Here is an 18,670-nt window from a genome sequence, read left to right on the forward strand (position 1 = left end):
TTCCGGGTTCTAACCTGCACTCCGTCTGAACATGATGGCATTAGTGTCTTTTAATACTTGTTCTAACGCCGCCGTGCCGTTAACCTGCGCGGCGGAGAGTCGATTGGACAGTCGCTGCCTTCTATGAAAATTAGAGGGGGGAGGAAAGTCCGGGCTCCATAGGGCGAAGTGCCAGGTAATGCCTGGGAGGCGTGAGCCTACGGAAAGTGCCACAGAAAATAACCGCCTAAGTACTTCGGTACCGGTAAGGGTGAAAAGGTGCGGTAAGAGCGCACCGCACGACTGGCAACAGTTCGTGGCTAGGTAAACCCCACTTGGAGCAAGACCAAATAGGGTCCCAAGGCGTGGCCCGCGCTGGGACCGGGTAGGTTGCTAAAGATGTCCAGTGATGGCCATCGTAGACGAATGACTGTTCAAGACAGAACCCGGCTTACAGATCGACTCTCCACCTTTTTTCCTTCTGTCCGAATCTCGGGCAGGAACCTGGTAGTAACGCGAGAATCCCTCCCTGCTGAATCGTCAGCAGATGCGTCTTCGTAATACCGAAAAAATCTTACTCTTAATAAATTACTTTAACTTTAAGCCTTAGCTCTTTGAGCTATTTGGTGTTGTTGAGTCAAAATCGCCGTCAAACTCTCGTTTCTCCTCCCTTTACCTTCCTAAATCTCCGTTCTGTAAGGCTTTTCCTTGAATCCGCGCCTTGACGGTGTGGTGGGCGCATTCCTATAGTGTGCGCAAGTGGCGGAAAGTGGCACAAAGTGGGTTTTTTGAACGTAAAACGCTAAAATTTGGAGAAACGCATCTGTGTTTCGCGGAGCTAACGCTATCAGTCTCGATGCAAAAGGCCGTCTCGCCATGCCGAGCCGGTATCGTGACGAGCTCATTTCGCGAAGTTCCGGGCAATTAATCATCACCATCGATGCCGTTGATCCCTGTTTATGTGTGTACCCGCTCGATGAGTGGGAGCTGATTGAAACCAAATTGCGTGCACTGCCTTCACTGCGTGAAGAGAACCGCCGCCTGCAACGCTTGCTGATTGGTAATGCCGTCGACCTCGAACTCGATGGCAGTGGTCGTTTCCTGGTTCCACCGCGTCTGCGCGAATACGCCAAATTGGACAAGCGCGCGATGCTGGTAGGCCAACTGAACAAGTTCCAATTGTGGGACGAAGATGCCTGGGATGCTGTTTCTGCAGCTGACCTGGCTGCTATTCAACAACCGGGCGCCATGCCTGATGAACTGCGTGATTTGATCCTGTGACTATTGATAGCGGCTTTAACCACATCACCGTACTGCTTGACGAAGCCGTTGAGGCTCTCGCCGTACGCGCGGATGGCTGCTATTTGGATGGCACCTTCGGCAGGGGCGGGCACAGTCGGCTGATCCTCAGCCAGCTGGGTCCGGACGGTAAGCTCCTCGGGTTCGACAAAGACCCTCAAGCGATTGCCACCGGGCAAGCGCTAGCGGCCGAAGACGGCCGCTTTGTCGTTGTGCAGCGCAGCTTTGCCGAGCTCGGTGCAGAAGTCGCCGAACGTGGCATGGCGGGCAAGGTGGCCGGGGTTCTGCTGGACCTGGGCGTGTCTTCCCCGCAGCTGGACGACCCTGAGCGCGGCTTCAGTTTCATGAACGACGGCCCGCTGGACATGCGCATGGACCCAAGCCGTGGCATCAGCGCCGCGCAGTTCATCGCTACCGCTCCCCACGAAGAAATCACCCGCGTGTTCAAGGAATACGGCGAGGAGCGCTTCGCTGGCCGCATGGCGCGTGCCGTGGTCGAACGCCGGGAAATCCAGCCGTTCGAGCGCACGGCCGACCTGGCTGAAGTGCTGAAAGTCGCCAACCCTGCATGGGAAAAGGGCAAGAACCCGGCAACCCGTGCGTTCCAGGGCCTGCGTATTCACGTCAACAACGAATTGGGCGACCTGGAAGCCGGCCTCGAAGCCGCCCTGGAAGCTCTGGAAGTGGGCGGTCGCCTGGTGGTGATCAGCTTCCACTCCCTGGAAGACCGCATCGTCAAATTGTTCATGCGTCGCCTGGTCAAGGGCGAGTCCGACAACCTGCCGCGCAACCTGCCGGTGCGTTACGAAGCTTTTGTGCCGAAAATCAAAATCCATGGCAAAGCGCAGTTCGCTTCCGAAGCCGAACTCAAGGCCAACCCACGTGCCCGTAGCGCTGTCATGCGCGTTGCGGAGAAGTTGCGGTGAGCAAGCTTTTCGCCAAGCCCCTCCCGGGCGGCAGCTTCTTTATGTTGCTGCTATTTGTTGGCGTGCTGGTGTCCGCGATTGCGGTGTCCTACAGCGCCCATTACAACCGCCAACTGCTCAATACCCTGTACGGGGAGTTGAGCGTGCGCGACAAGGCGCAGGCGGAGTGGGGCCGGTTGATCCTCGAGCAAAGTACCTGGACGGCCCACAGCCGCATCGAAGTGCTGGCCACTGAACAACTGAAGATGCACATCCCGGGCGCTGCAGAAGTTCGCATGGTGGCGCCATGATGAAACTCGAGGGCGCACTCTACCCGTGGCGTTTCCGCGTAGTGCTGGGGTTGCTGGCACTGATGGTGGGCGCGATTGCCTGGCGGATTATCGACCTGCAAGTGGTGGACCGTGACTTCCTGATCGGCCAGGGCGATGCCCGTAGCCTGCGGCATATCCCGATTCCTGCACACCGCGGCCTGATCACCGACCGTAACGGCGAGCCCCTGGCCGTCAGTACCCCGGTGACCACCCTGTGGGCCAACGCCAAGGAAATGCAGACCGCCAAAGACAAATGGCCGGAACTCGCTGCCGCCCTGGGCCAGGACCCGAAAGCCCTGAGCGAACGCCTCGAAGCCCAGGCCAATAAAGAATTCATCTACCTGGTTCGCGGGCTCACCCCCGAACAAGGCCAGCAAGTACTCGACCTTAAAGTCCCCGGTGTCTACGGCATCGAGGAATTTCGGCGTTTCTACCCGGCCGGCGAAACCACCGCCCATATGGTGGGTTTCACCGACATTGATGATCACGGTCGCGAAGGCGTGGAACTCGCCTACGACGAATGGCTGGCCGGGGTTCCCGGCAAACGACAGGTCATCAAGGATCGGCGCGGCAGACTGATCAAGGATGTCCAGGTCACCAAAAACGCCAAGGCCGGTAAGCCCTTGGCGTTGTCGATTGACCTGCGCCTGCAATACCTGGCCAACCGTGAGCTGCGTAACGCGATCATCGAGAACGGTGCGAAAGCCGGCAGCCTGGTGATCATGGACGTGAAGACCGGCGAGATTCTCGCCATGGTCAACCAGCCGACCTACAACCCGAATAACCGTCGCAACCTGCAGCCGGCGATGATGCGCAACCGCGCCATGATCGACGTGTTCGAGCCGGGTTCGACCATGAAAGCCATTTCCATGAGTGCCGCCCTGGAAACCGGGCGCTGGAAACCGGCCGATAAGGTCGAGGTTTACCCGGGCACATTGCAGCTGGGCAAATACACCATTCGTGACGTGTCGCGCACCGAAGGTCCGGTGCTGGATTTGACAGGTATCCTGATCAACTCCAGTAACGTGGGCATGAGTAAAGTCGCCTTCGATATCGGCGGCGAAGCCATCTACCACCTCGCGCAGAAAGTCGGCCTGGGGCAACCCACCGGCCTGGACTTCCCGGGCGAACGTGTGGGTAACCTGCCGAACTACCGTGACTGGAAAAAAGCCGAGACCGCCACGCTTTCCTACGGTTATGGCCTGTCGGTGACAGCCATCCAACTGGCCCACGCCTTCTCGGTGCTGGCCAACAACGGCCGCATGGTGCCGCTGAGCCTGATCCACCTGGACGAGGCGCCGCCTGCGACCCAGGTGATCCCGGAAAACGTCGCCAAGACCATGCAAGGCATGCTGCAACAAGTGATCGAAGCACCGCGTGGCGTGTTCCGTGCCCAGGTGCCGGCGTATCACGTGGCAGGCAAGTCCGGTACCGCGCGTAAAACCGCCGTGGGTACCAAGGGCTACGCCGAAAACTCCTACCGCTCGCTGTTCGCAGGCTTCGGCCCGATGAGCGATCCGCGCTACGCCATCGTCGTGGTGATCGATGAGCCGAGCAAAGCCGGTTACTTCGGTGGCCTGGTATCGGCGCCGGTGTTCAGCAAGGTGATGTCCGGGACGTTGCGCCTGATGAACATCACGCCGGACAACCTGCCGGCTACCCAACAAGCGAACGCCGGCCCGCCGGCCGCTGCTGTAAAAGCCAATGGAGGGCGCGGCTGATGTCTCTGAGCCTGAACAAGATTTTTGCCCACGCCGGCCGCGATCTGCTGATTCGCGAGTTGACCCTGGACAGCCGTAATGTGCGTGCCGGCGACCTGTTCCTGGCAGTGCCGGGTGGCAAGTTCGACGGCCGTGACCATATCGCCGACGCGCTGCAACGCGGCGCTGCGGCAGTAGCCTATGAAGTGGAAGGCGCCACCGTGCTGCCGATCACCGACGTGCCTTTGATTCCGGTCAAGGGCCTGGCTGCGCAATTGTCGGACATCGCCGGGCGCTTTTATGGCGACCCGAGCCGCACCCTGAACCTGGTGGGCGTGACCGGTACCAACGGCAAGACCAGCGTGACCCAATTGGTTGCCCAGGCGCTTGACCTGCTGGGTCAGCATTGCGGCATCGTGGGCACCCTGGGCACCGGTTTCTACGGAGCGCTGCAAAGCGGGCTGCACACCACGCCTAACCCGATTGCCGTGCAAGCGACCCTGGCCGACCTGAAAAAGGCCGGTGCCAAGGCGGTTGCCATGGAAGTCTCGTCCCACGGTCTGGACCAGGGGCGCGTGACTGCCCTGGCGTTCGACGTGGCGGTGATGACCAACCTGTCCCGCGATCACCTGGATTACCACGGGACCATGGAGGCCTACGCCGCCACCAAGGCCCGGCTGTTTGCCTGGAATGACCTGAAGTGCCGGGTGGTCAACCTGGACGACGAATTCGGTCGCCAACTGGCCGCCGCCCAAGGCGACGGTCGCCTGATCAGCTACAGCCTGGAAGACTCCAGCGCCTACCTGTATTGCCGTGAAGCCACCTTTGATGACGAAGGCGTGCGCGCCACGCTGGTTACGCCACAGGGCGAGCACCATTTGCGCAGCACCTTGCTCGGGCGTTTCAACCTGAGCAACGTATTGGCCGCCGTCGGTGCCTTGCTTGGCCTGGATTACGCCCTCGACGAAATCCTGCGGGTGTTGCCGAAGCTGGAAGGCCCGGCCGGTCGCATGCAACGCCTCGGCGGCGGCACCCAGCCGCTGGTGGTGGTCGATTACGCCCACACGCCGGACGCCCTGGAAAAAATCCTGCAGGCCCTGCGTCCCCACGCCAAGGGCAAGTTGCTGTGCCTGTTCGGCTGTGGCGGTGACCGCGATCGCGGCAAGCGCCCGTTGATGGCGGAAATCGTCGAGCGACTGGCCGACGGTGTGCTCGTCACTGACGACAACCCGCGCAGCGAAGACCCAAGCCAGATTTTCGATGACATTCGTGTCGGCTTTAAAGATGCGTCCAAGGCGACGTTCGTTGCCGGTCGCGGTGCAGCCATCGCCCAGTTGATCGCCGGCGCAAGTGCTGACGACGTGGTGGTGCTGGCCGGTAAAGGTCACGAGGACTATCAGGAAATCAACGGCGAACGCCACGCCTTCTCCGATCTGGTCGAGGCCGATCATGCCTTGACCGCATGGGAGGTGGCCCATGCTTAAGGCGCTCACATTCAGCGAACTGACCCAGGCCTTGTCGGCCCGTGTGCTGTCGGCTGATTGCAGCTTTGATGGCGTCAGCATCGACAGCCGGACGATCAAGCCCGGGCAACTGTTTGTCGCCTTGGCCGGCCCGAGTTTCGATGGCCATGACTACCTCAATGACGTCGCTGCCAAAGGCGCTGTCGGCGCTCTGGTGCAGCGCGAAGTCGCTGACTCGACGCTGCCACAATTGCTGGTCGCCGACACCCGCCTGGCCCTCGGCCAACTGGGGGCGCTGAACCGTGCCGCCTTCACCAAGCCTGTTGCGGCGATCACCGGTTCCAGCGGCAAGACCACGGTCAAGGAGCTGCTGGCCGGCATCCTGCGCACGCGCGGCCCGGTCCTGGCGACCCGTGGCAACCTGAACAATGACTTCGGCGCTCCGCTGACCCTGCTCGAACTGGCCCCGGAACACACGGCGGCCGTCATTGAGCTGGGTGCTTCGCGCATCGGCGAAATCGCCTACACCGTGGCCATGACCAAGCCTCATGTCGCGGTGATCAGCAACGCCGGTACTGCCCACGTCGGCGAGTTTGGCGGCCCTGAAAAGATCGTCGAAGCCAAGGGCGAAATCATCGAAGGCCTCGACGCATCCGGCACTGCCGTGCTGAACCTCGATGACAAGGCCTTCGAAACCTGGCGTGTACGTGCCGCCGGTCGCAAGGTGTTGAGCTTCGCGGTGCACAACGCCGCTGCCGATTTCCATGCCTCGAATATCAAGGCCGACGCCCGTGGCTGCCCGTCCTTCACCCTGCATACCCCGCAAGGTGACGAGCATGTACAACTGAACCTGCTGGGCAACCACAACGTCGCCAATGCCCTGGCTGCCGCCGCCGCCGCCCACGTGCTGGGCGTGTCGTTGTTTGGCATCGCCACCGGCCTTGGCGCCGTGCAACCGGTCAAGGGCCGCACCGTCGCGCAACTGGCCAGCAACGGCATGCGCGTGATTGATGACACCTACAACGCCAACCAGTCCTCGATCTGTGCCGCCATCGACCTGCTGACCAGCTTCGACGGTCGCAAGGTGCTGGTGCTGGGAGATATCGCCGAGCTGGGCGAGTGGGCCGAACAGTCTCACCGTGAAGTCGGCGCGTACGCCGCCGGCAAGGTCGATGCCCTGTACGCCGTTGGCCCGAACATGCTGCACGCCGTGGACACCTTCGGGCCGGGCGCCAGGCATTTCGCCAGCCAGGCCGAACTGATCCAGGCACTGAGTGCGGCTGAACAAGACAAACACACCACTATTTTGATCAAGGGATCGCGCAGCGCGGTGATGGAAAACGTCGTCGCGGCCTTGTGTGGCTCAAGTACGGAGAAACATTAATGCTGCTGCTGCTGGCTGAGTATCTGCAACAGTTCCACAAAGGCTTCGCGGTCTTTCAGTACCTGACCCTGCGCGGGATCCTGGGTGTGCTGACCGCGCTGTCGTTGTCGCTGTTCCTCGGGCCATGGATGATCCGTACCCTGCAAAACCTGCAGATTGGCCAGTCGGTACGCAACGACGGCCCGCAGTCGCACCTGTCCAAATCCGGCACCCCGACCATGGGCGGCGCGTTGATCCTGTCGTCCATCGGCATCAGTACGCTGCTGTGGGCTGACCTGCATAACCGTTATGTCTGGACCGTGCTGCTGGTGACCCTGTTGTTCGGCGCCATCGGTTGGGTAGATGACTACCGCAAGGTGATCGAGAAGAACTCCAAGGGGCTGCCAAGCCGCTGGAAGTATTTCTGGCAGTCGGTGTTCGGCCTCGGCGCGGCGATCTTCCTGTTCATGACTGCGCCAAGCGCGGTGGAAACCACCCTGATCATCCCGATGCTCAAGGACGCCAGCATTCCACTGGGCGTCGGCTTCGTGGTGCTGACCTACTTCGTGATCGTCGGCTCCAGCAACGCGGTCAACCTGACGGACGGCCTCGACGGCCTGGCGATCATGCCGACGGTGATGGTGGGCGGTGCCCTCGGCATCTTCTGCTACCTGTCGGGTAACGTGAAATTCGCTGAATACCTGCTGATCCCTTATGTACCGGGCGCGGGCGAACTGATTGTGTTCTGCGGTGCGTTGATCGGTGCGGGCCTGGGCTTCCTGTGGTTCAACACCTACCCCGCACAAGTCTTCATGGGCGACGTTGGCGCACTGGCGCTGGGCGCGGCCCTGGGCACCATCGCGGTGATCGTCCGCCAGGAAATCGTCCTGTTCATCATGGGCGGTGTGTTCGTGATGGAAACCCTGTCGGTGGTGATCCAGGTTGCCTCCTTCAAATTGACCGGGCGCCGCGTATTCCGCATGGCGCCGATTCACCACCACTTTGAACTCAAGGGCTGGCCTGAGCCGCGGGTGATTGTCCGTTTCTGGATTATCACCGTGATTCTGGTTCTGTTCGGCCTTGCCACCCTGAAACTGAGGTAGAAACGAGTGTCCCTGATCGCTTCAGACCACTTCCGCATCGTTGTCGGCCTCGGCAAGAGCGGCATGTCCCTGGTTCGCTTCCTGGCGAACCGGGGCACGTCGTTTGCCGTGGCCGATACGCGGGAAAATCCACCGGAGCTGGTCACGCTGCGCCGTGACTACCCGCACGTGGAAGTGCGTTGTGGCGAGCTGGATGTCGAGTTTCTGTGCCGTGCCGATGAGCTCTACGTGAGCCCCGGCCTGGCCCTGGCGACCCCGGCCCTGCAAGCGGCGGCGGCCCGTGGCGTGAAGTTGTCCGGCGACATCGAGCTGTTCGCGCGTAACGCGAAGGCGCCGATCGTGGCCATCAGCGGTTCCAATGCAAAAAGCACCGTGACCACCCTGGTGGGCGAGATGGCGGCTGCGGCCGGCAAGCGCGTGGCCGTGGGCGGCAACCTCGGCACGCCGGCGCTGGACCTGCTCAACGACGACGTCGAGCTGTACGTGATGGAGCTGTCGAGCTTCCAGCTGGAAACCACTGACCAGCTCAACGCCGAGGTGGCCACCGTGCTCAACGTCAGCGAGGACCACATGGACCGCTACAGCGGCCTGCCGGCGTATCACCTGGCCAAGCACCGGATCTTCCGTGGCGCGCGGCAAGTGGTGGTGAACCGTCAGGATGCCCTGAGCCGTCCGCTGATCGGCGAAGGTCTGCCGTGCTGGACCTTCGGCCTGAACAAGCCTGACTTCAAGGCCTTCGGCCTTCGGGAAGAGAACGGCGAGAAATACCTGGCCTTCGAATTCCAGAACCTGATGCCGGTGCGCGAACTGAAAATCCGTGGTGCCCACAACCAGGCCAACGCCCTGGCGGCGCTGGCGCTCGGTCACGCAGTTGGCTTGCCGTTCGACGCCATGCTCTCGGCCCTGCGCAGCTTTGCCGGCCTTGAGCATCGCTGCCAGTGGGTTCGCGAGCTGGATGGCGTTGGCTATTACAACGATTCCAAGGCCACCAACGTCGGTGCGGCACTCGCTGCCATCGAAGGCTTGGGTGCCGACATTCAGGGCAAGGTCGTGCTGATCGCCGGTGGCGACGGCAAGGGTGCCGACTTCAAGGACCTTAAAGGCCCGGTCGCCGCCAACTGCCGCGCCGTGGTGTTGATGGGCCGTGATTCCGGGCTGATCGCCGATGCCCTGGGCGACGCCGTACCGCAGGTGCGCGCGCAGTCCCTGGACGATGCCATCGCCCAATCCAAAGCCTTGGCTCAGCCGGGCGACGTGGTGCTGCTGTCGCCTGCCTGCGCCAGTTTCGACATGTTCAAGAACTACGAAGAGCGCGGCCAGCTGTTCGCCCGCGCCGTGGAGGCCTTGGCATGAGTATCAATTTGCGCAACATCATCAAGCCGTACCCGTCGCCGATCATTACCGGGCGCGGTATCGACCTGGACTTCCCGATGCTCGCCGGTTGCCTCGCGCTGCTGGGCCTGGGCCTGGTGATGATCACCTCGGCCTCCTCGGAAGTGGCTGCGGTGCAATCGGGCAACACCCTGTACATGATGATCCGTCACCTGGTGTACCTGGTGATTGGCCTTGGCGCATGCATCGTCACCATGATGATCCCGATCGCCACCTGGCAGCGCCTGGGTTGGCTGATGCTGGTGGGCGCCTTCGGCCTGTTGGTGATGGTGATCCTGCCCGGCATCGGGCGTGAGGTGAACGGCTCGATGCGCTGGATCGGCTTCGGTGCGTTCAACGTGCAGCCCTCGGAAATCGCCAAGGTGTTCGTGGTGATCTACCTCGCCGGCTACCTGGTGCGGCGCCAGAAAGAAGTACGCGAAAGCTGGATGGGCTTCTTCAAGCCGTTCATCGTGCTGCTGCCCATGGCCGGCCTGTTGCTGATGGAGCCGGACTTCGGTGCCACCGTTGTAATGATGGGCGCGGCGGCGGCGATGCTGTTCCTCGGCGGCGTCGGCCTGTTCCGCTTCACCTTGATGGTGGTGCTGGCGGTGGCCGCCGTGACCATTCTGGTGCAGGCGCAACCCTACCGGATGGCCCGTCTGATTACCTTTACCGACCCGTGGTCCGATCAGTTCGGTTCCGGCTACCAGTTGACCCAGGCGTTGATCGCCTTCGGTCGCGGTGAGTGGCTGGGCGTGGGCCTGGGCAATAGCGTGCAGAAGCAGTTCTACCTGCCGGAAGCCCACACCGACTTCGTGTTCTCGGTACTCGCCGAAGAGCTGGGCGTGGTCGGTTCGCTGTGCACCGTCGCGCTGTTCGTGTTCGTGTGTGTTCGCGGCATGTACATCGGCTTGTGGGCCGAAAAGGCCAAGCAATATTTCGCCGCCTACGTGGCGTACGGCTTGTCGTTCCTGTGGATCGGCCAGTTCCTGATCAACATCGGGGTGAACGTCGGCCTGCTGCCGACCAAGGGCCTGACCTTGCCGTTCCTCAGTTACGGCGGCAGCTCGTTGGTGATTTGCTGCGCCTGTCTCGGGTTGTTGCTGCGTATCGAGTGGGAGAGTCGGACCCACCTGGGCAGCGAAGAGATGGAGTTCAGCGAAAGCGACTTCGCCGAGGAGCCGAACCATGGGCGCTAACGTGCTAATCATGGCAGGCGGCACCGGTGGCCACGTGTTCCCGGCGCTGGCCTGTGCCCGTGAGTTCCAGAACCGTGGCTACACCGTGCATTGGCTCGGTACGCCGCGGGGCATCGAAAACGATCTGGTACCGAATGCCGGCTTGCCGCTGCATTTGATCAACGTCACCGGCTTGCGTGGCAAGGGCAAATTGTCCCTGCTGAAGGCGCCGTTCGTGTTGCTCAAGGCCGTGTGGCAAGCGCGCAAGGTGATCCGCGAAGTGAAGCCGGTATGCGTGCTGGGCTTCGGTGGCTACGTGACCGGCCCGGGCGGTGTTGCGGCAAGACTCGCCGGCGTGCCAGTGATCGTCCACGAGCAGAATGCCGTGGCCGGCACTGCCAACCGCCTGCTGGTGCCCTTGGCTGCACGGGTATGCGAGGCGTTTCCGAAGACCTTTGGTGCCGCGGACAAGCTGCGTACCACCGGCAACCCGGTGCGTACCGAACTGTTCATGGACATCGCCCGCCAGCCATTGGCCGGTCGCAAGGCGCACCTGTTGATCCTGGGCGGAAGCCTGGGCGCCGAACCGTTGAACAAATTGCTGCCTGAAGCGGTGTCGCAACTCCCCGTGGAGCTGCGCCCGGAGATCTTCCATCAGGCCGGCAAGAACCACGATGAAGTGACCGCGACGCGTTATCGCGATGCGGGTGTGGAGGCGAATGTGCAGCCCTTCATCAAAGACATGGCCCAAGCCTATGGCTGGGCCGACCTGGTGGTCTGTCGCGCAGGTGCGTTGACCGTCAGTGAACTGGCTGCCGCCGGTCTGCCGTCCTTGCTGGTGCCTTTGCCCCACGCGATCGACGATCACCAGACCCGCAACGCCGAATATTTGGCTGGGGAGGGCGCTGCCTTCCTGCTGCCGCAAAGAACGACTGGCGCCGCCGATTTGGCCGCACGCCTGACCGAGGTTTTGATGCAACCGGAACGACTGAACAGCATGGCGAGCACCGCAAGCCGCCTGGCCAAACCTGACGCAACCCGCACCGTGGTCGATATCTGCCTGGAGGTGGCCCATGGTTGAGAATCAGAAAGCCATGCCACAGCCGGAAATGCGCCGCATCCGTCGCATCCACTTCGTCGGTATCGGCGGCGTGGGCATGTGCGGGATCGCCGAAGTGTTGCTGAACCTGGGTTACCAGGTGTCCGGCTCCGACCTGAAAATGTCGCCGGTCACCGAGCGCCTGGAATCGTTTGGCGCAAAAATCTTTATCGGCCACCGCGCCGAGAACGCTGCCGAAGCCGACGTGCTGGTGGTCTCCAGTGCTGTGAACACCTCCAACCCGGAAGTGGCCACCGCCCTTGAACGCCGCATTCCCGTAGTGCCGCGTGCCGAAATGCTGGCTGAGCTGATGCGCTACCGCCACGGCATCGCCGTCGCCGGTACCCACGGCAAGACCACCACCACCAGCCTGATCGCCTCGGTGTTCGCCGCCGGTGGCCTGGACCCGACTTTCGTCATCGGTGGCCGCCTGAATGCAGCCGGCACCAATGCACAACTGGGGACCAGCCGTTACCTGATCGCCGAAGCCGATGAAAGCGACGCCAGCTTCCTGCACCTGCAACCGCTGGTGGCCGTGGTGACCAACATCGACGCCGACCACATGGCGACCTACGACGGTGACTTCAACAAACTGAAGAAAACCTTCGTCGAGTTCCTGCACAACCTGCCGTTCTACGGTCTGGCCGTGGTGTGCCTGGACGATCCGGTGGTGCGCGAAATCCTGCCGCTGGTGAAGCGTCCGACCGTGACCTACGGCTTCAGCGAAGACTGCGACGTGCGCGCGATCAATGTGCGCCAGCAAGGCATGCAGACTTTCTTCACCGTGCTGCGTCCTGACCGCGAGCCGCTGGATGTCTCGGTGAACATGCCGGGCAACCACAACGTACTCAACTCCCTGGCGACCATCTGCATCGCCTCCGACGAAGGCGTCAGCGATGAAGCCATCGTCGAAGGCCTGTCGGGTTTTGCCGGTGTGGGTCGTCGCTTCCAGGTCTACGGCGAACTGCCGGTGGACGGCGGCAACGTGATGCTGGTGGACGACTACGGTCACCACCCGACCGAAGTGGCAGCGGTGATCAAGGCCGTACGCGGTGGTTGGCCGGAACGCCGCCTGGTGATGGTGTACCAGCCGCACCGCTACAGCCGTACCCGCGACCTGTACGACGATTTCGTCAATGTACTGGCGGATGCCAACGTGTTGCTGCTGATGGAAGTCTACCCGGCCGGTGAAGAACCGATCCCGGGTGCCGACAGCCGCAAGCTGTGCAACAGCATCCGTCAACGCGGCCAGTTGGACCCGATCTACATCGAGCGTGGTGTGGACCTGGCGCCGATCGTCAAGCCGCTGCTGCGTGCCGGCGACATCCTGCTGTGCCAGGGTGCCGGTGACATCGGTGGCCTCGCCCCTAAATTGCTGGCAAGCCCGCTGTTTGCCGCCGCACAGGGGAAGTCGAAATGACCACTGACTACGGCTCCCTGTTCTCGACCATTCAACCTGCCGACTTCGGCCGGGTTGCGGTGCTGTTCGGTGGCAAGAGCGCTGAGCGTGAAGTGTCGCTGAAGTCCGGCAATGCCGTGCTGGAAGCGCTGCAAAGTGCCAGTGTGAATGCGTTCGGCATCGACGTGGGTGATGACTTCCTGTCGCGCCTGCAGGCCGAGAAGATCGACCGCGCCTTCATCATTCTTCACGGCCGTGGCGGTGAAGACGGCAGCATGCAGGGCCTGCTGGAGTGCCTGGGCATTCCGTATACCGGCAGCGGCATCCTCGCTTCGGCCCTGGCCATGGACAAGTTGCGCACCAAGCAGGTGTGGCACAGCCTGGGTATTCCGACTCCGCGTCACAGCGTGCTGTGCAGCGAAGACGATTGTATTTCTGCAGCCAAGGAACTGGGCCTGCCTTTGATCGTCAAACCAGCCCATGAAGGCTCCAGTATCGGCATGGCTAAAGTGAACTCAGCCGCCGAATTGATTGACGCATGGAAAGCGGCCAGTACCTACGATTCGCAAGTGTTGGTGGAACAGTGGATTCAAGGTCCCGAGTTCACCATCGCTACTCTGCGTGGCCAGGTATTGCCGCCCATCGCATTGGGCACGCCCCACACCTTTTACGACTACGACGCCAAGTATGTGGCCTCCGATACCCAGTACCGGATCCCGTGCGGCCTCGACGCAGCCAAGGAACAGGAATTGATGGACCTCACGGCGAAAGCCTGTGAGGCGCTGGGTATCGCCGGTTGGGCGCGGGCAGACGTGATGCAGGATGACCAGGGGAACTTCTGGTTCCTGGAAGTCAACACTGCACCCGGGATGACCGACCACAGCCTGGTACCCATGGCCGCTCGTGCCGCCGGCCTGGATTTCCAGCAGTTGGTGCTGGCGATCCTGGCAGCAAGCATAGAGCCACGAGGCTAAGACCATGAACGGCGCATCGCTTCGTCATCAGCAACCCGCTCCCGGCCGCAAGCCGGTGCCGCGTGGTGCCAGCCGAATGGTGGCTAAAGAGCCGATGTCGGCGCGCATGCCGAAAGCCAACTTTGGTTTTCTCAAGGCGCTGTTCTGGCCGGTGATCCTGGTGGCCCTGGGGTTCGGTACGTATGAAGGCGCCCAGCGCCTGCTGCCGTATGCCGACCGGCCGATCACCAAGATCAGCGTGCAGGGTGACTTGAGCTACATCAGCCAGCAAGCCGTGCAGCAGCGAATCGCCCCGTTTGTGGCGTCGAGCTTCTTCACCATCGACCTGGCAGGCATGCGCTCCGAGCTGGAACAGATGCCATGGATTGCCCACGCCGAAGTACGTCGCGTGTGGCCGGATCAAGTGACGATCCGCCTGGAAGAACAACTGCCCGTGGCCCGTTGGGGTGATGGTGCGCTGTTGAACAACCAGGGCCAGGCGTTTGCACCTCGCGAAGTGGCGAATTACGAGCACCTGCCGCAGTTGTTCGGGCCGCAGCGGGCGCAGCAGCAAGTGATGCAGCAGTACCAGGCGTTGAGCCAGATGCTGCGGCCGTTGGGCTTCTCGATTGCGCGACTGGAATTGCGCGAGCGGGGCAGCTGGTTTTTGACCACGGGTGCAGGCAGTTCCGGCCCGGGCATCGAGTTGTTGCTGGGACGCGGCAACCTGGTGGAAAAGATGCGCCGTTTTATCGCCATCTATGAAAAGACCTTGAAAGAACAGATTACGAACATTGCGAGCATCGACCTGCGTTACGCCAACGGCCTTGCCGTCGGCTGGCGGGCCCCTGCGGCGCCCACGGCAGCGCAACCTGCTGTCGCGAAGAATTAAGAAGAGGCAGGACCCATGGCAAACGTGCAAAGCGGCAAAATGATCGTCGGTCTGGATATCGGCACCTCCAAGGTGGTGGCGCTGGTAGGCGAGGTCGCGGACGACGGCACGCTGGAAATCGTCGGAATCGGCACGCATCCGTCCCGGGGCCTGAAGAAGGGCGTGGTGGTGAATATTGAATCCACCGTGCAATCGATCCAGCGCGCCATCGAAGAAGCGCAGCTGATGGCCGGTTGCCGGATTCACTCGGCATTTGTCGGCGTTGCCGGCAACCACATCCGCAGCCTGAATTCCCACGGCATCGTGGCGATTCGCGACCGCGAAGTCAGCTCGGCCGACCTGGAGCGGGTACTCGACGCAGCGCAAGCCGTGGCGATCCCGGCTGACCAGCGCGTGCTGCACACCCTGCCGCAGGACTACGTGATCGATAACCAGGAAGGCGTTCGCGAGCCCCTGGGGATGTCGGGCGTACGTCTGGAGGCCAAGGTTCACGTAGTGACCTGCGCCGTCAACGCTGCACAGAACATTGAAAAATGCGTGCGCCGCTGCGGCCTGGAAATCGACGACATCATTCTCGAGCAGTTGGCTTCGGCTTACTCGGTACTGACCGACGACGAAAAAGAACTGGGCGTGTGCCTGGTGGACATCGGCGGCGGCACCACGGACATCGCGATCTTCACCGAGGGTGCGATTCGTCACACCGCCGTGATCCCGATTGCCGGTGACCAGGTGACCAACGACATCGCCATGGCGTTGCGCACACCGACCCAGTACGCCGAAGAAATCAAGATCCGTTACGCCTGCGCCCTGGCCAAGCTGGCCGGTGCCGGTGAAACCATCAAGGTGCCAAGCGTGGGCGACCGTCCACCGCGCGAACTGTCGCGCCAGGCATTGGCCGAAGTGGTCGAGCCGCGCTACGACGAACTGTTCACCCTGATCCAGGCTGAACTGCGTCGCAGCGGCTACGAAGATTTGATCCCGGCCGGCATCGTGCTGACCGGTGGCACCTCGAAGATGGAAGGCGCGGTCGAACTGGCCGAGGAAATCTTCCACATGCCAGTCCGCCTGGGCGTGCCCCATGGCGTGAAAGGCCTGGGCGACGTAGTGCGCAACCCGATTTATTCCACCGGTGTGGGCTTGCTGTTGTACGGGCTGCAAAAGCAGACCGACGGCATTTCCCTGTCGGGCCCGAGCAACCGCGACAGCTACAGAAGCGACGACGAAGCGAAAGCGCCGTTGTTCGAGCGGTTGCAGGCTTGGGTGAAAGGCAATTTCTAAAGATTTACCGCAACACCGTTTCAAGTAGTAGGCGAAAAAACTAGAGAAATGAAAGGAGAGGGAAAATGTTCGAACTCGTAGACAACATCCCCGCAAGCCCGGTCATCAAAGTGATCGGCGTCGGCGGTGGCGGCGGCAACGCTGTCAACCACATGGTCAAGAGCAACATTGAAGGCGTTGAATTCATCTGCGCCAACACTGACGCCCAGGCCCTCAAAAGCATCGGTGCACGCACCATCCTGCAATTGGGCACAGCCGTGACCAAGGGCCTGGGTGCCGGCGCGAATCCGGAAGTCGGCCGTCAAGCCGCCCTGGAAGACCGCGAGCGCATCGCTGAAGTGCTGCAAGGCACCAACATGGTGTTCATCACCACGGGCATGGGCGGTGGTACCGGTACCGGTGCTGCGCCGATCATTGCCGAAGTGGCCAAGGAAATGGGGATCCTGACGGTTGCCGTCGTGACCCGTCCATTCCCGTTCGAAGGTCGCAAGCGCATGCAGATCGCCGATGAAGGCATCCGTCTGCTGTCCGAAAGCGTCGACTCGTTGATCACCATTCCCAACGAGAAGCTGCTGACCATCCTCGGCAAGGACGCAAGCCTGCTGTCTGCGTTTGCCAAGGCTGACGATGTACTGGCCGGTGCCGTTCGCGGTATCTCCGACATCATCAAGCGTCCGGGCATGATCAACGTCGACTTTGCCGACGTACGTACCGTGATGAGCGAAATGGGCATGGCGATGATGGGCACTGGCTGCGCCAGCGGTCCGAACCGTGCACGTGAAGCTACCGAAGCGGCCATCCGCAACCCGTTGCTGGAAGACGTGAACCTGCAAGGCGCACGCGGCATCCTGGTGAACATCACCGCCGGTCCTGACCTGTCCCTGGGTGAGTACTCCGACGTGGGTAGCATCATCGAAGCCTTCGCTTCCGAGCACGCCATGGTCAAGGTCGGTACCGTTATCGATCCGGACATGCGCGACGAACTGCACGTGACCGTTGTTGCGACCGGCCTGGGTGCGAAAATCGAGAAGCCTGTAAAGGTCATCGACAACACCGTCCATACCAGCCACGCCAGCCAGCAAGCTGCCGCTCCAGCGCCTTCGCGCCAGGAACTGCCGTCTGTGAACTATCGTGACCTGGATCGTCCGACCGTGATGCGCAACCAGGCTCAGGCCGGTGCTGCTGCATCCCGCAGCCCGAATCCGCAAGATGACCTGGACTACCTGGACATCCCGGCTTTCCTGCGTCGTCAGGCCGATTAATGGAATGTATCAGGGCTATGAAGGTGATTGGTGTTCAGCAAAGGTCTGGTCTGCTATTATCGCCAGCCTTTGTTGATACCAGTTCGCAATTTGCGCTGAAGCGGTCCAAGCCATGATTAAACAACGCACCCTGAAGAATATTATCCGTGCCACAGGTGTAGGTCTGCACTCCGGGGAGAAGGTATACCTGACCCTCAAGCCCGCACCTGTCGACACCGGCATCGTGTTTGTTCGTGCCGACCTGGACCCTGTGGTGCAGATACCTGCTCGCGCGGAAAATGTTGGCGAAACCACGATGTCGACCACGTTGGTCAACGGTGACGTCAAAGTGGACACGGTGGAGCACTTGCTCTCGGCCATGGCCGGTCTGGGCATCGATAACGCCTACGTCGAGCTCTCCGCGTCCGAAGTCCCGATCATGGATGGCAGCGCCGGACCCTTCGTATTCTTGATTCAATCTGCCGGCCTGGAAGAACAGGACGCAGCCAAGAAGTTCATTCGCATTCTGCGGGAAGTGACAGTAGAAGACGGCGACAAGCGCGCCACCTTCGTCCCGTTCGAAGGCTTTAAAGTGAGCTTTGAGATCGATTTCGATCACCCGGTATTCCGTGACCGCACCCAAAGTGCAAGCGTGGATTTTTCCAGCACTTCGTTCGTAAAAGAAGTCAGCCGCGCCCGTACCTTTGGTTTCATGAGTGACATCGAGTACCTGCGCAAGCACAACCTCGCACTCGGCGGCAGCGTTGAAAACGCCATTGTGGTCGACGCGGATGGTGTACTGAACGAAGACGGCCTTCGCTATGAAGACGAATTCGTGAAGCACAAGATCCTCGATGCAATCGGTGACCTCTACCTGCTGGGCAATAGCCTGATAGGCGAGTTCAAAGGCTTCAAGTCTGGCCACGCCCTGAACAACCAACTGCTGCGCAAGCTGATTGCACAGACAGATGCCTGGGAAGTCGTGACCTTCGAAGATGCCAGCACCGCACCGATCTCTTACATGCGTCCCGTCGCGGCGGTGTAAGTAACAACTCTCTTTCCTTTTGTTTTTAAAGGCCGCCCTCGGGTGGCCTTTTTTTTGATCGTTCCCA

16 protein-coding genes and 1 other RNA gene are annotated in these 18,670 nt (G+C 61.3%); all 17 read left to right on the forward strand.

What is annotated here, in order from left to right:
* Nucleotides 1-95 precede the first annotated feature (95 nt).
* The 17 genes from rnpB to lpxC all read left to right on the forward strand — a co-directional run bounded on the left by rnpB (nt 96) and on the right by lpxC (nt 18,603).
* Nucleotides 96-449: RNase P RNA component class A (gene rnpB / locus HX786_RS05210), an RNA gene on the forward strand.
* Nucleotides 450-804: 355 nt separating this feature from the next.
* Nucleotides 805-1,260: a division/cell wall cluster transcriptional repressor MraZ gene (mraZ, locus tag HX786_RS05215; RefSeq protein WP_003171868.1), complete on the forward strand. Its 456-nt coding sequence runs from the start codon at nt 805-807 to the stop codon at nt 1,258-1,260.
* A complete protein-coding gene (gene rsmH / locus HX786_RS05220) occupies nt 1,257-2,204 on the forward strand; it encodes a 16S rRNA (cytosine(1402)-N(4))-methyltransferase RsmH (protein WP_003216201.1) in 948 nt (315 codons plus the stop codon). The genes mraZ and rsmH overlap by 4 nt, the downstream gene beginning before the upstream one ends.
* Complete coding sequence (ftsL, locus tag HX786_RS05225) at nt 2,201-2,494, forward strand: cell division protein FtsL (RefSeq protein WP_003216203.1); 294 nt, start codon at nt 2,201-2,203, stop codon at nt 2,492-2,494. The genes rsmH and ftsL overlap by 4 nt, the downstream gene beginning before the upstream one ends.
* Nucleotides 2,494-4,236: a penicillin-binding protein 2 gene (locus HX786_RS05230; protein WP_166742205.1), complete on the forward strand. Its 1,743-nt coding sequence runs from the start codon at nt 2,494-2,496 to the stop codon at nt 4,234-4,236. The genes ftsL and HX786_RS05230 overlap by 1 nt, the downstream gene beginning before the upstream one ends.
* Nucleotides 4,236-5,699 carry a UDP-N-acetylmuramoyl-L-alanyl-D-glutamate--2,6-diaminopimelate ligase gene (locus tag HX786_RS05235; protein WP_003216207.1) on the forward strand — a complete coding sequence of 488 codons (1,464 nt, stop codon included), beginning with the start codon at nt 4,236-4,238 and terminating at the stop codon, nt 5,697-5,699. The genes HX786_RS05230 and HX786_RS05235 overlap by 1 nt, the downstream gene beginning before the upstream one ends.
* The gene (murF, locus tag HX786_RS05240; protein ID WP_178911794.1) at nt 5,692-7,062 is read left to right on the forward strand and encodes a UDP-N-acetylmuramoyl-tripeptide--D-alanyl-D-alanine ligase; all 1,371 of its coding nucleotides are present in this window, start codon (nt 5,692-5,694) and stop codon (nt 7,060-7,062) included. The genes HX786_RS05235 and murF overlap by 8 nt, the downstream gene beginning before the upstream one ends.
* Nucleotides 7,062-8,144, forward strand: a complete 1,083-nt coding sequence (gene mraY / locus HX786_RS05245; RefSeq protein WP_008434230.1) for a phospho-N-acetylmuramoyl-pentapeptide-transferase — start codon at nt 7,062-7,064, stop codon at nt 8,142-8,144. Before murF ends, mraY begins: the two co-directional genes overlap by 1 nt.
* Nucleotides 8,145-8,150: 6 nt before the next feature.
* On the forward strand, nt 8,151-9,497 hold the full coding sequence (gene murD, locus HX786_RS05250; protein WP_076014386.1) for a UDP-N-acetylmuramoyl-L-alanine--D-glutamate ligase: 1,347 nt from the start codon (nt 8,151-8,153) through the stop codon (nt 9,495-9,497).
* Nucleotides 9,494-10,717 carry a putative lipid II flippase FtsW gene (ftsW, locus tag HX786_RS05255; RefSeq protein ID WP_010170479.1) on the forward strand — a complete coding sequence of 408 codons (1,224 nt, stop codon included), beginning with the start codon at nt 9,494-9,496 and terminating at the stop codon, nt 10,715-10,717. The genes murD and ftsW overlap by 4 nt, the downstream gene beginning before the upstream one ends.
* Nucleotides 10,707-11,777: an undecaprenyldiphospho-muramoylpentapeptide beta-N-acetylglucosaminyltransferase gene (gene murG / locus HX786_RS05260; RefSeq protein WP_003216217.1), complete on the forward strand. Its 1,071-nt coding sequence runs from the start codon at nt 10,707-10,709 to the stop codon at nt 11,775-11,777. The genes ftsW and murG overlap by 11 nt, the downstream gene beginning before the upstream one ends.
* A complete protein-coding gene (gene murC / locus HX786_RS05265; protein ID WP_003216219.1) occupies nt 11,770-13,215 on the forward strand; it encodes a UDP-N-acetylmuramate--L-alanine ligase in 1,446 nt (481 codons plus the stop codon). Before murG ends, murC begins: the two co-directional genes overlap by 8 nt.
* Nucleotides 13,212-14,168, forward strand: coding sequence for a D-alanine--D-alanine ligase (locus HX786_RS05270; RefSeq protein WP_178911795.1), 957 nt, complete (start codon nt 13,212-13,214; stop codon nt 14,166-14,168). Before murC ends, HX786_RS05270 begins: the two co-directional genes overlap by 4 nt.
* Before the next feature lie 4 nt (nt 14,169-14,172).
* Complete coding sequence (locus HX786_RS05275) at nt 14,173-15,039, forward strand: cell division protein FtsQ/DivIB (RefSeq protein ID WP_023659197.1); 867 nt, start codon at nt 14,173-14,175, stop codon at nt 15,037-15,039.
* Nucleotides 15,040-15,054: 15 nt separating this feature from the next.
* The gene (gene ftsA / locus HX786_RS05280; protein ID WP_003216224.1) at nt 15,055-16,317 is read left to right on the forward strand and encodes a cell division protein FtsA; all 1,263 of its coding nucleotides are present in this window, start codon (nt 15,055-15,057) and stop codon (nt 16,315-16,317) included.
* Nucleotides 16,318-16,382: 65 nt separating this feature from the next.
* A complete protein-coding gene (gene ftsZ / locus HX786_RS05285) occupies nt 16,383-17,579 on the forward strand; it encodes a cell division protein FtsZ (RefSeq protein ID WP_003216225.1) in 1,197 nt (398 codons plus the stop codon).
* A gap of 112 nt (nt 17,580-17,691) precedes the next feature.
* Nucleotides 17,692-18,603: a UDP-3-O-acyl-N-acetylglucosamine deacetylase gene (gene lpxC / locus HX786_RS05290; RefSeq protein ID WP_003216227.1), complete on the forward strand. Its 912-nt coding sequence runs from the start codon at nt 17,692-17,694 to the stop codon at nt 18,601-18,603.
* Nucleotides 18,604-18,670: the final 67 nt, after the last annotated feature.

This window comes from Pseudomonas sp. 21615526, from assembly GCF_013386245.1.
Taxonomy (GTDB): Bacteria; Pseudomonadota; Gammaproteobacteria; order Pseudomonadales; family Pseudomonadaceae; genus Aquipseudomonas.